Genomic DNA, 13,048 nt, shown 5'->3' on the forward strand with positions numbered 1-13,048 from the left:
GTCGCCTCGCTGCATAAAGTAAGGAAGGGGCGCCGTGCCGCGCGCGTCTGATTCGATCATACCGCGCGGACAGTGGCGTCACGAGCGCTCGCCGTCCGCCGCGCCGCCGCCCGACGATTTCCCGCGCCACGGGTCGGCGCCGCCGAAATCCGGCGCGCGCCGCTCGCGCAGCGAGTTCACGCCTTCGCGCACATCCGGCCCGGCAAAGCCCATGAATTCCAGCGCGAGCGACGTATCGAACGCGGGCCCTGCCGAGCGCAGCCAGTTGTTCAGCGCGTATTTGGTCCAGCGGATCGCCGTTTGCGAGCCGTTGGCCAGCTTTTGTGCAACCTCGAAAGCTTTCGGCAGCAGATCGTTTTCGTCGACGGCGAGCGACACGAGGCCAATACGCTCCGCCTCCTCGCCGCTCACCGGTTCGCATAGCATCAGGTAATACTTGGCTTTCGCCATGCCGCACAGGAGCGGCCACACGATCGCCGCGTGATCGCCCGCGGCCACGCCCAGACGCGTGTGGCCGTCGATAATGCGCGCCGTCTTCGCCGCGATCGAGATGTCGGCGAGCAGGCCCGCCACGAGCCCCGCGCCCACCGCCGGGCCGTGCATGGCGGAAACGACCGGCTTGCTGCAATTGATCACGTTGTAGACCAGATCGCGCGCCTCGCGCCACACGCGCGCGCGCACGTCGAAATCGGTTGCCATGTCTTCGACGAGTTGCAGGTCGCCGCCGGCCGAAAATCCCTTGCCCTCACCGCGAATGATCGCCACACGCGTATCGGGATCGCGGTCGATGTCGCGCCAGATCTCCGCGAGTTCAAAGTGCATGCGCGCGTTGGCGGTGGCGAGTCCACTCTTGTTGGCGCCCTCGCCGCTCATCACGACTTCGAGCACGCCGTGCGGATGGCGATGCAACTGGAGCGACTGATAGTGCGCGTAAAACGCGTCGTTACGGTGTGGTGCCTGAGACATGATGAGCGATCCGTATATCGGTGTATCTGTTGAACCGGGCCGCGTTCATTGAGCGCGCCGCCACCGCAAGTGCAAGCGGCGCGAGAAACATGAAACGGCCCGGCGTTTTACTGAGTGGCGCATGCGCCGCACGTTCAGCGCGGCTGATAAACCCACTTCCCATTCTTGATCTCGACCATCACACGCGCCCGTTGATCGAGCCCGAGGTGATCGGTGGCGCTCATGTTGACGACGCCGTTGGTATCCGCGAGACCGCGCGTCGCTTCGAGCGCATTGCGCAGTGCACGGCGAAATTCCGGCGAGCCCGGCGCGCCGCTTTTCAGCGCGACCGGTACAGCCTGACCGAGCAGCATGCCCGCGTCCCATGTGTACGAGCCGAACGCCGACACGCTGCCCGTGCCGCGCACGGCTTCGAAGCGCGCGATGTAGTCGAGCGCGAGGCGCTTGGCCGGATGATCCGCCGGCAATTGCGCGGCGACCAGCACTGGACTCGCGGGCAGGAAGGTACCGTTGCAATCCGCGCCGCACACGCGCAGGAAGTCGTTGTTGCCGACCCCGTGATTGTGATAGATCAGCCCTTTGTAACCGCGTTCCCGCAGCGTCTTCGGCGGCAACGCGGCGGGCGTGCCGGCCGCGCCGACCACCACGGCATCGGGATGCGTCGCCAGAATCTTGAGGACCTGGCCGGTCACGCTCGGATCGGTGCGATTGAAGCGCTCGCTCGCCACCATACTGATGTGATGCAGTTGCGCGAACTTCGCGACCTCGGTGTAGAAGGTTTCGCCGAGCGCGTCGGCCTGGCCGATGAACGCAATGGTTTTGACGCCGTGCAGGCTGGCATGTTCGGCAATCGCCGACGCCATCATCGCGTCCGTTTGTGGCGTCTTGAAGACCCAGTGGCGTTTCGCGTCCACCGGCTCGATGATCTTCGCCGACGACGCCAGCGAGATCATCGGTGTTTCACCTTCGGCGACCACGTCGATCATCGCCAGCGAATTCGGCGTGATCGACGAGCCGATGATCGCATCGACGTGATTTTCGGAGATCAGCTTCTTGGTGTCCTGCACGGCCTGGGTGGTATCGGACGCGTCGTCGAGCACGATGTATTCGACGCTCTGACCGCCGATCTGCCTGGGCAGCAATGCAACCGTATCGCGTGCGGGAATGCCGAGCGACGCAGCCGGCCCGGTCAGCGACAGCACGAGGCCGATTTTCACCTGCGCCAGCGCAATGCCGGGCAATACGCCGGCAACTGCCGCGCACAATGCAACGGCACGACGCGCGAGCCGCTTATGCGAACGATTCAGGCGCAGGCTCGATGCGCGAGCGCGCCGGCTTCCAGGTTCAAGGGTTTCGATTTGCGGCATGCTGTCTCCTCACGGTTTTTCGTTTTTGATGTGCTGCCGATGGACTTGCTCGTGCCCGGCTCACGTGTCATTCACGCGCTGTTCTGCTTCACGGCGTTCATGCAATGTCCCCACTGCCAGCCCGCCCCGGGCCGCGCCGCCGCGCCAGTCAGTGTAGCCGCGCGCACCGGCCGCGGCATCGGGCTAAACCCTTTCGCATCCGGCGCGGCGCGCGCCGGAGCGTGCATCAATCCAGCGGCGCGATGCCCTGGTCGATCGACCCGAAAATCGACTTGCCCGCTTCGTCGAACATTTCGATCTTCACCGTGTCGCCGTACTTCATGAACTCGGTTTGCGGCGCACCGTGCTCGATCGTTTCGAGGCAGCGCTTCTCGGCGATACAGCAATAGCCGCGCTTGGCGTCCTTGTTCGATACCGTGCCCGAGCCCACGATCGCGCCCGCGCGCAGGTTGCGCGTCTTCGCCGCGTGCGCGATCAACTGGCCGAAGTGGAACACCATGTCGGTGCCGGCGTCCGGCTGACCGACTTTCTTGCCGTTCCAGTGGACGATCATCGGCCGGTGCACGCGGCCTTCGCGCCAGTGTTCGCCGAGTTCGTCGGGCGTCACCGCGACCGGCGCGAACGACGTGGCCGGTTTGCTCTGGAAAAAGCCGAAGCCCTTCGCCAGTTCGGCGGGAATCAGGTTGCGCAGCGAGACGTCGTTGACGAGCGTGATCAGACGCACGCTCCTGAGCGCCTGATCGGGCGTTGCGCCCATCGGCACGTCGGTGGTGATCACGGCAACTTCCGCCTCGAAGTCGATACCGAATGCCTCGGATGCGCACAGCACGTCATCCTTCGGTCCGATGAAGTCGTCGCTACCTCCCTGATACATCAGCGGGTCGGTCCAGAACTCCGGCGGCATTTCCGCGCCGCGCGCGCGCCGCACCAGTTCGACATGGTTCACATACGACGAGCCGTCGGCCCACTGGAACGCGCGCGGCAGCGGCGCCATGCATTCCCTCGCGTCGAAAGCGAAGGTGTTGCGCGCGCGGCCCTGATTGAGCGCGTCATACAGATCGTGCAGTTGCGGCGCATAGAAGGCCCAGTCGTCGAGCACGCGCTGCAACGTGGGCGCGATTGCGTCGGCGACGGCCGCGGTGTGCAGGTCGCGGGACACGACGATCAGCTGGCCGTCGCGCGTGCCGTCCTTCAGCGTGGCAAGTTTCATAGATGAGTGAACCGTGTTAGTGACGATAGAAGGAATCTATTCTACGATGGTGAATCGGCGCAGCCCAAATGCCCGCGCCCGCCTCGCCCGTGTATCACCTTTGAATGCGCTTCGTGCGCCTCGCTCATGCCTCCAATTGCCCGCTCCGGCGCGATCCGCACCGACGCCGACTCCGCCGAACCGCTCGACACGCCCGAATCCGAAGACGAAAGCGCCGACAGCGGCGAGGAGAAACTGCGCTCGGGCATCCAGTCGATCGAAGTCGGCTTCAGATTGCTCGATGTGCTGACTCACGAACCGCGCGCCATGATGCTGCGCGATCTCGCCCAGCGTGCCGGCATGAGCCCGGCAAAGGCGCATCGTTACCTGGTGAGTTTTCTGCGCCTCGGCGTGGTGTCGCAAGATCCTTTCTCGGGCCGTTACGAACTGGGCGGTTTTGCGCTGCAATTGGGACTCGCGCGGCTCGCCCGCGTGGACGGCGTGAAGCTCGCGCGCATCGCGCTGTCCGAATTGCGCGACCGGCTCGATCTCACGGTCGGCATCGCGGTATGGGGCAATCAGGGGCCGACCATGGTGCACTGGATGGAATCGAGCTATCCGGCAAAGGCGTCGCTGAAACTCGGCGATGTGATGCCGCTGCTCAGTTCCGCCACCGGCTTGCTGTTCGCGGCATATCTGCCATCGAGCAAGACCGCCGCGATGCTCGAACGTGAGCTGGCCGATTCGCGGCGCTCGTCACATATAGGTGGCCCGCGCACGCGAGACGAAGTCGAGCAGGTGCTCGCGCAAGTGCGCGAGCACCAGGCGGCGCGCGTGGAAGGCATGTTGCTGCCCACCATCCACGCGTTCTCGATGCCCGTATTCGACTCGACCGGCGAACTCGCGCTCGGCCTCGTCGCGCTCGGTCATGAGGGCGCGTTCGATATTCGCTGGGGCGGAGAGATCGATACGGCGCTGCGCGAGTGCGCGCAAAAGCTCTCGTATGAGCTGGGGTATAGTGCGGCGCCGCGTGACGAAAAGGCATGATGCCGTACGCGAGGTGCGGCGCGATCGTCGGCTCGGAAACAGAAACCCTGGTGAGCGGACCGCTCGGCGTTGCATGTGTTGCATGTGTTGTATGCGTTGCTCGGTGCGTTGATCGGTACGTTGATACGTGCGTTGACTGTGCGTATTGCATGGGCGCGGAACATCGCTCGCGGCCGTGCGGTCGAATTGTTTCGCGGCTGACCTCGTCGCTTGCAGATGAGGCTGCGCCCGTCTTTCCTCAATAGCCGCAGCCCATACACGCTCGCCGTCAATCCCGACGCTTTCCTTCCGAACACGTTCACTTGCCGATGTCCTCAGCTCCCGCAGCCCGCCGTTCCGATCGCACCCCGCCCAGCGGGCCGCGCACCGGTATGCGTGCGGGGCGCTGGATCGCGGTGTTGCTGATCGTGGCCGTTTTGCACTGGATTGCCGCGCAATGGGTCGAGCGTAATCGCGCGACGCTGAATCCTTCGGACAACGAGCATGTGCCCGTGCAGGTCGCCTTGCTGACGCCCGAACGGATCGAACGGCAACCGGCCGCCGCCGCGACCTCCACGCCTGAACCGGCGCCCGCGCGGCGGGCCGCGGCGCGCAAGCCGCGCGAACATGTGTTGACGGCGCTGCAACCGGCGAAGCAAGCGGCGCCGGTGGCGCCTGCCGCGGCATCGAACGCGGTGGCGAGTGCGCCAGATGCAGCAGGCGCCAACGCGGCTCCAAATGCCGCCGCGAGTGCCGCCGGCGCGGCCAGCGCCCCCGCTGCCGCGAGTGCGCCGCAAGCGTCGCCAGGCGTGAAATTCTCCGTCCCGCCATCCGGCGAACTACAGTACGACACGTTCTACAATGGCGTGCGCAACCAACCCGGCACGATCCACTGGACGAGCACCGCACAAAGCTACGAAATGGTCGTCTCGGTGCCATTGCCTTTCGTCGGCACTTTCGTGTATTCGAGTCATGGCCGCATCGACGCATTCGGCCTCGCGCCGGACCAGTACATCGAAAAGCGCGGCCGCCGGGCTGAAGACATCGCGATTTTCAATCGCACCGACAAGAAGATCGCCTTCACGCGTACCCCGGCCGCGCTGCCGTTGCCCGATGGCGCGCAGGACCGCTTCAGCATGGTGATGCAACTCGCCAGCCTGGTGCGCGGCGATCCCGCCGCTTACAAGCCGGGCGTGACGCGGCAATTCTTCGTGGTCGACAACGATAGCGGCGAAAATTGGCCGGTCGAGACGATTGGCGACGAAACCATCCGCACGGACCAAGGCTTCCTCGACACGCGCCATTTCAAGCGCCTGCCCCGCCATGACGGCGATTTACGCCGCATCGACGTGTGGCTCGCGCCATCGCTCGGCTGGCTGCCCGCGCGTATTGTCCAGACGGAACCGAACGGCACGCAGTTCGAACTGGTATGGCGCGGCAAGCTCAATGCCGGCAACGTCGATGGGCCGCCCGACAGCAATGGCGCCGCGAGCACGGCTTCCTCTGACAATTCGACCGGGCCCTCTACTCCCGCTTCACCGGCAAATACACCCAGCGCTGGACCATCTACTCCCGCTTCCCCGGCAGCTACACCCGGCGCTGGACCTTCTACAGCCGCCTCTCCCGGTGCCGCGCCCTCCCCGGCAGCCCCGCCAGTCGATCCGACCGAGCCCGCCAACGCGCCTGGCATCATCAAACCCTGAGAACCGCCAATCCGAGCGCGGCCTCGATCAAATCGACGAAACTTCCACAACGAGGTCGACTCGCAACACATTGCTGCAACCGTTCGCGCCGGTGCTGCGTATACAAAGAAGACGTACGGCCCAGATGGGCGACAGCGCGCGTGAATGGACCCTTCCACTGCGTTCCCCTTAAAGGAGCCCGCATGCAAGTGAACATCAACGGTATCGAAACGCGCTATGTGTTGAGCAACGAGGGCGGCGGCCCATGGCTGACGTTCGTTCACCAGCTCGGCGGCGATCTGTCCGTCTGGGACCAGCTCGCCGGCTATTTCCGCGACGACTACACCGTATTGCGCTACGACGTGCGCGGCCATGGCAAGACCGCTGCATCCGGCGCGCCCTTTGGCGTGGCAGACCTGTCACGCGATCTCGCCGCACTGCTCGACACGCTCGATGCACCTCGTACTCATCTGGTCGGCATGTCGATGGGCGGCATGATCGCGCAGCAATTCGCGCTGGACCATCCCACGCGCGTCGACACGCTGACGATCGCCGACACTAGCGGCGGCACGCTGCCGGAGGCCCGCGCCACCTGGGACCAGCGGGCTGCCGCGGCCCGCAGCGAGGGCATGGCCGCGCTCGTGCCCGCGACCTTGAGCCGCTGGCTGACAGCCGATTTTCAGGCTGCGCACCCCGAAGCGGTCGAGCAGATCCGCGACGTATTGATGCAGACGTTGCCAGAAGGCTACGCCATGGCGTGCGAAGCCCTGCGCGATTTCGACGTACGCAGTAAGCTGGCAACAATCCGATGCCCAACATTGACCGTGGCGGGCCGCCACGACACGGGCACGCCGCCTGCTTCCACTCAGGCGATAGCAGACGCCATCGAAGGCGCACGTTTCGAAGTGCTCGATGCCGCTCATCTTGCGCCGATCGAGCAATCTCACCGTTTTGCTGCACTGCTTGAAACGTTTCTAGAAAGGCCGGTCTAACCGGTAGGTTCGGAGCTTTTACATCCGTCAATCCGGACCCACCCCTTGAATTCCAAACCATACGCTCCACCTATGGCGCAGGAATGGCCAGGAGCCAACGGAAATAAGGAGTGTCGCCATGCAAATGATCTACAACAGCCCCAATTATTGTGTCGTCGAGTTTCCGCCGCAGGAAGGTCCTCTGGCCATGAAGTCAGGTGGCTATGAGATCGTCGACAAGAACATGCAGCGCGAGATCTATATCGACGGAGCAATGGCGGCGCGTTTTCGCGAGCACGTGCAGAAGTTGATCGAAGAGGAACCGTCGCTGGACGAAGTTGACGAATTCCTCGGTCAGTTCGATAGCCTGATGCATCAACCGGTGATTCTTCACTAAGCGAGAGGTCTGGCTTTACGTTTTTGGCGACATACATCGACCACTCCGTCTGGCCCCGTTCCCGGGCAACCCGGCGGTTTTTACAAGTTGGTCGGCAATTATGAAGCGGCCCAGCAGCTTTTGCCTGACTGGGCCGTTTTCTTTGTAGCGCCGCTTTCGCGCTCTTTAGCATGCGGTACACCTTGACAGGCAGGGCGGCCGCCCGCCCGCGCCGGGCGGTTTCGTCCGGCAGCGGCTACAATGACAGGTTTCCCGAAAAAGCCGGCGCAAGCCCTCGTCCGCCATGAACCAGCCCGCTCAAACCGCCACGCCAGTCCGTCCCGACGCCGCCTACACGCGCGGCACGGCGCTGCCCGCGCTGCTCAAGTCGCGCATCCTGATCCTGGACGGCGCGATGGGCACGATGATCCAGCGCTACAAGCTCGACGAAGCCCGCTATCGCGGTGAACGCTTCAAGGACTACGGGCGCGACATCAAGGGCAACAACGAGTTGCTGTCGATCACGCAGCCGCAGATCATCAGCGAGATCCACGAGCAATATCTGGCGGCGGGCGCGGACATCATCGAGACCAACACGTTTGGCGCGACGACGGTTGCCCAGGCGGACTACGGCATGGAAGACCTCGCCATCGAGATGAACCTCGAGTCGGCGAAGCTGGCGCGAGCCGCCTGCGACAAGTATTCGACGCCCGACAAGCCACGCTTTGTCGCCGGCGCGATCGGACCGACGCCGAAGACCGCGAGCATTTCCCCCGACGTGAACGATCCCGGCGCACGCAACGTGACGTTCGACGAACTGCGCGCGGCCTACTACGAGCAGGCCAAGGCGTTGCTCGACGGCGGCGCCGATCTGTTCCTCGTCGAGACCATTTTCGACACGCTCAATGCGAAGGCTGCGCTGTTTGCGTTGGATGAACTGTTCGAAGATACCGGCGAGCGTCTGCCGATCATGATCTCCGGCACCGTCACCGACGCGTCGGGCCGCATTCTGTCCGGCCAGACGGTCGAAGCCTTCTGGAATTCGCTGCGTCACGCCAAGCCGCTCACGTTCGGTCTGAACTGCGCGTTGGGCGCGGCTTTGATGCGCCCGTACATCGCCGAACTGGCCAAGCTGTGCGACACCTATGTGTCGTGCTATCCGAACGCCGGCTTGCCGAATCCGATGAGCGACACGGGCTTCGACGAATTGCCCGCGGATACCTCGGGCTTGCTGAAGGAGTTCGCGCAGGCTGGTCTCGTGAATATTGCCGGCGGCTGCTGCGGTACGACGCCGGAACATATTGCGGCGATTGCGCAGGCGCTGGCCGAAGTGAAGCCGCGCCAATGGCCGACGCAATACCGCGACGCAGCCTGAGGCGAGCGGCGGTTCGCTGAGCCGCCTCCCCCGCCCGCCGTATCGCCATCGAACACGACGCACTTAATCGCAGCAATCGAGCACATACGCCATGACCGATCACACCTTGCGCCTTGCCGGCCTCGAACCGTTCAACGTCACGTCCGGGACGCTCTTCATCAACGTCGGTGAACGCACCAACGTAACCGGCTCGAAGGCGTTTGCGCGCATGATCCTGAACGACCAGTTCGACGAGGCGGTCGCGGTCGCGCGCCAGCAGGTCGAGAACGGCGCGCAGATCATCGACGTCAACATGGACGAGGCGATGCTCGATTCGAAAGCGGCGATGGTGCGCTTCATGAATCTGATCGCATCGGAACCGGATATCGCGCGCGTGCCGATCATGATCGACTCGTCGAAATGGGACGTGATCGAAGCGGGTTTGAAGTGCGTGCAAGGCAAGGCGATCGTCAACTCGATCTCGCTGAAGGAAGGCGAAGAGGCGTTTCGCCACCACGCCAACCTGATTCGCCGCTACGGCGCGGCCGCGGTGGTGATGGCATTCGACGAACAGGGCCAGGCCGACACCTTCGAGCGCAAGACGCAGATCTGCAAGCGCTCGTACGACTTCCTGGTGAACGAAGTCGGCTTCCCGCCGGAAGACATCATCTTCGATCCGAACATCTTCGCGATCGCAACCGGCATCGAAGAGCACAACAATTACGCCGTCGACTTCATCAACGCGACGCGCTGGATCAAGCAGAACCTGCCATACGCCAAGGTGAGCGGCGGCGTGTCGAACGTGTCGTTCTCGTTCCGCGGCAATGACCCGGTGCGCGAGGCGATCCACACCGTGTTCCTCTACCATGCGATCCAGGCGGGCATGGACATGGGCATCGTCAACGCGGGCCAGCTCGGCGTGTATGCCGACCTCGATCCGGAGTTGCGCGAACGGGTTGAAGACGTCGTGCTGAACCGCCGTGAAGACGGCACCGACCGGCTGCTCGAAATCGCCGACAAGTTCAAGACCGGCGCCGCGAAGAAGGAAGAGAATCTCGAGTGGCGCAACCAGCCGGTCGAGAAACGTCTGTCGCACGCGCTCGTGCACGGCATCACCAACTTCATCGTCGAAGACACCGAGGAAGTTCGCGCGAAGATCGCGGCCGAAGGCGGCCGCCCGATCAACGTGATCGAAGGGCCGTTGATGGACGGCATGAACATCGTCGGCGACCTGTTCAGTCAGGGCAAGATGTTCCTGCCGCAAGTGGTGAAGTCGGCGCGCGTCATGAAGCAGGCCGTCGCGCATCTGATTCCGTACATCGAAGAAGAAAAGAAGCAGCTCGCTGAAGCCGGCGCCGACGTGCGCGCGAAGGGCAAGATCGTCATCGCCACGGTGAAGGGCGACGTGCACGATATCGGCAAGAATATCGTCTCGGTGGTGCTTCAGTGCAATAACTTCGAAGTGGTCAACATGGGCGTGATGGTCCCGTGCAACGACATTCTCGCCAAGGCGAAGGTCGAAGGCGCCGACATCATCGGTCTCTCCGGGCTGATCACACCGAGCCTCGAAGAGATGGCCTACGTCGCGTCGGAAATGCAACGCGACGACTACTTCCGTATCAAGAAGATTCCGCTCCTGATCGGCGGCGCCACCACCTCGCGCGTGCACACTGCCGTGAAGATCGCGCCGCATTACGAAGGGCCGGTGGTCTACGTGCCGGACGCTTCGCGCTCGGTGTCCGTGGCGTCGAGCCTGCTGTCCGACGAAGGCGCAGCCAAGTACCTCGACGAACTCAAGTCCGATTACGACCGGATCCGCGACCAGCACGCCAACAAGAAAGCGCAGCCCATGGTCACGCTGGCCGAAGCCCGCGCCAACAAGACCAGGATCGACTGGGCGAGCTATCAGCCGGTCAAGCCGAAGTTCATCGGCCGCCGCGTGTTCAAGAACTTCGATCTGAGCGAGCTGGCGAACTATATCGACTGGGGTCCGTTCTTCCAGACGTGGGATCTGGCCGGCCCGTATCCGGCCATTCTGAACGACGAGATCGTGGGCGAATCGGCGCGGCGTGTTTTCTCGGACGGCAAGTCGATGCTCGCGCGCCTGATCCAGGGCCGCTGGCTGCAGGCGAACGGCGTGATCGCGCTATTGCCGGCCAACACGGTGAACGACGACGACATCGAAATCTACACGGACGAATCGCGCTCGGAAGTCGCGCTCACGTGGCGCAATCTGCGCCAGCAAAGCGTGCGTCCGGTGGTCGACGGCGTGATGCGCCCGAACCGTTCGCTTGCCGACTTCATCGCGCCGAAAGACTCGGGCGTGGCCGACTACATCGGCATGTTCGCGGTGACGGCGGGTCTGGGTGTCGACGTGAAGGAAAAGCAGTTCGAAAAGGACCACGACGACTACTCCGCGATCATGCTGAAGGCACTCGCCGACCGTTTCGCCGAAGCCTTCGCCGAAGCGCTGCACGCACGCGTGCGGCGCGACCTGTGGGGCTACGCGAACGACGAAACCCTCGCCAACGACGACCTGATCGCGGAAAAGTACCGTGGCATTCGCCCGGCGCCCGGCTATCCGGCTTGCCCGGATCACCTGGTGAAGCGCGACATGTTCGACGTGCTGCACGCCACCGAAATCGGTATGAGCGTGACCGAATCGCTCGCCATGTTGCCGGCGGCAAGCGTCTCCGGTTTCTATCTCGCGCATCCGGACAGCACCTATTTCTCGGTCGGCAAGATCGGGCAAGACCAGTTGGAAGATTACGCAAAGCGCATGTCGTTGTCGAAGACAGATGCGGAGCGGGCCCTGGCGCCTTTGCTCTGAGCGCGAAGCGGCAAAGCGAGGCGCGGCGAGGCGTGGCGGGAAACCCACTATATCGGGCGAGAAAGACTGAATATTTGCGGCAACGTAATTTTCGGCTTTGTAGACTGAGGCGGCTTGACCCCGCCAGACGCGGCCAAAACGCGTCGGCTCATTAATTTGCAATCGTCAACGGAGAAAATCGTATGAAGAAGCTGACGCTGTTGTTGACCGCTGTTTCGCTTGCTTTGGGTGCCTCGGTGGCGCTGGCCCAACCCGCCGCGCCTGGCGGTTCCAGTTCGGTCAGTTCGTATTCGCCGCCCACGGTGAAACACGTCAAGAAACCGAAGAAACAGAAAGCGAAGAAAGGTGCGTCGGCTCCTGCGGCCGCTCCGGCGGACGCCGCCAGCCAGTAAGCAGCATGGCGGCGGCCGGTCCGGATCGCTGAACGACAAAGAGCCCGCATGAAAGCGGGCTCTTTTCATTGGTGCGTCAGGGTGCGCGCCGCGAAGCGCCGCGGCTCGTCAGAGCGCAGCAGCCGGCGGACCGGCGCGGGATCAGAGACCCCAGACGATATCCGCGTTTTCTTTCTGCGCCGCGCGCAGCATGTCAAGGAACGGATAGGCGCGTTGAGCAAGCCCCGGCGGAATCTCGTGATGATCGTGACCGTCTTCGCCTTCGTGGAAATGGCCGTCGTGCTCGGCACGTTCCTGTTTGTCGACGGAAATGGCTGCTTCGAGTTTCTGAATGGCCGGGCCCAGTTCGTCGTGAGTGATGACGCCGCGCTCACCCAGCCGCTTGCCGACGATACCGACCAGATACTGCGCAAGATTTTCCAGCATCATCACGTCCGGGCAGGCGTGGCATTTGAAAGTAATCAGCATGACTGTTCCCTTTTTCGTTATGTTCGATTGGCGCGCGAGCGGCTCAAAGGCGACCGCCGGCGCGCGTTACGTTGGCTCGCCGATCAGGCGTGGCGGCCACGGCCCTTGCTGGGCATCTCATTGAACATATTAGCACCTGCTAAAATCCGTCTGGACGGAAAAGCGTGCCGCAATGCGCCGCACGCGGCGAAGCAAAAGTGGCGTGGCTGGGCCGGTTGGCCGCAACTCGCCTCATACCCTGCCCGCCGCGGCAGCCCATGCCACGGCCTGTCGCCGCGCACCGCGCTTAACGCGTTGCAGGCAACGTGCCTGATGCCGCACCCATTGCGCCCGACGCGCCGCGGCGGGTGCAGGCCGCTTTCCACGCTTCTGACGAACCGGTCGCGCCTGCCGCGCGGCCGGCGCCTCTTCCGCATCACCGGATTGC

At 63.6% G+C, this 13,048-nt stretch carries 11 protein-coding genes; 7 read left to right on the plus strand and 4 right to left on the minus strand.

Annotated elements, in window-relative coordinates; translation table 11 throughout:
* Positions 1 to 78: 78 nt before the first annotated feature.
* From AC57B1_RS02645 to AC57B1_RS02655, 3 genes are all read right to left on the minus strand, one after another.
* Positions 79 to 966 carry an enoyl-CoA hydratase/isomerase family protein gene (locus tag AC57B1_RS02645; RefSeq protein ID WP_496416469.1) on the minus strand — a complete coding sequence of 296 codons (888 nt, stop codon included), beginning with the start codon at positions 964 to 966 and terminating at the stop codon, positions 79 to 81.
* A 134-nt stretch (positions 967 to 1,100) separates the two neighbouring features.
* Positions 1,101 to 2,333, minus strand: coding sequence for an ABC transporter substrate-binding protein (locus AC57B1_RS02650; protein WP_496416470.1), 1,233 nt, complete (start codon positions 2,331 to 2,333; stop codon positions 1,101 to 1,103).
* Between the two features lie 226 nt (positions 2,334 to 2,559).
* Positions 2,560 to 3,543, minus strand: a complete 984-nt coding sequence (locus AC57B1_RS02655) for a fumarylacetoacetate hydrolase family protein (RefSeq protein ID WP_091796919.1) — start codon at positions 3,541 to 3,543, stop codon at positions 2,560 to 2,562.
* Positions 3,544 to 3,669: 126 nt separating this feature from the next.
* Between AC57B1_RS02655 and AC57B1_RS02660 the strand changes: the two genes are divergently transcribed.
* The 7 genes from AC57B1_RS02660 to AC57B1_RS02690 all read left to right on the plus strand — a co-directional run bounded on the left by AC57B1_RS02660 (position 3,670) and on the right by AC57B1_RS02690 (position 12,153).
* Positions 3,670 to 4,569, plus strand: coding sequence for an IclR family transcriptional regulator (locus AC57B1_RS02660; RefSeq protein WP_496416471.1), 900 nt, complete (start codon positions 3,670 to 3,672; stop codon positions 4,567 to 4,569).
* A gap of 308 nt (positions 4,570 to 4,877) precedes the next feature.
* Complete coding sequence (locus AC57B1_RS02665) at positions 4,878 to 6,251, plus strand: DUF3108 domain-containing protein (protein WP_496416472.1); 1,374 nt, start codon at positions 4,878 to 4,880, stop codon at positions 6,249 to 6,251.
* Positions 6,252 to 6,433: 182 nt separating this feature from the next.
* Positions 6,434 to 7,222, plus strand: a complete 789-nt coding sequence (locus tag AC57B1_RS02670) for an alpha/beta fold hydrolase (RefSeq protein ID WP_496416473.1) — start codon at positions 6,434 to 6,436, stop codon at positions 7,220 to 7,222.
* Between the two features lie 118 nt (positions 7,223 to 7,340).
* Positions 7,341 to 7,598: a BTH_I0359 family protein gene (locus AC57B1_RS02675; RefSeq protein WP_007179533.1), complete on the plus strand. Its 258-nt coding sequence runs from the start codon at positions 7,341 to 7,343 to the stop codon at positions 7,596 to 7,598.
* Between the two features lie 283 nt (positions 7,599 to 7,881).
* A complete protein-coding gene (locus AC57B1_RS02680; protein WP_091796928.1) occupies positions 7,882 to 8,952 on the plus strand; it encodes a homocysteine S-methyltransferase family protein in 1,071 nt (356 codons plus the stop codon).
* Between the two features lie 91 nt (positions 8,953 to 9,043).
* The gene (gene metH, locus AC57B1_RS02685) at positions 9,044 to 11,761 is read left to right on the plus strand and encodes a methionine synthase (protein ID WP_496416474.1); all 2,718 of its coding nucleotides are present in this window, start codon (positions 9,044 to 9,046) and stop codon (positions 11,759 to 11,761) included.
* 182 nt (positions 11,762 to 11,943) lie between these two features.
* Positions 11,944 to 12,153: an acid-shock protein gene (locus AC57B1_RS02690; protein WP_091796930.1), complete on the plus strand. Its 210-nt coding sequence runs from the start codon at positions 11,944 to 11,946 to the stop codon at positions 12,151 to 12,153.
* 141 nt (positions 12,154 to 12,294) lie between these two features.
* On the opposite strand, the gene AC57B1_RS02695 is transcribed toward AC57B1_RS02690, so the two are convergent.
* A complete protein-coding gene (locus tag AC57B1_RS02695; protein ID WP_496416475.1) occupies positions 12,295 to 12,621 on the minus strand; it encodes a DUF1840 domain-containing protein in 327 nt (108 codons plus the stop codon).
* Positions 12,622 to 13,048 lie beyond the last annotated feature (427 nt).

It is taken from the genome of Paraburkholderia sp. BGA-UO-ETr-F21 (assembly GCF_059567925.1).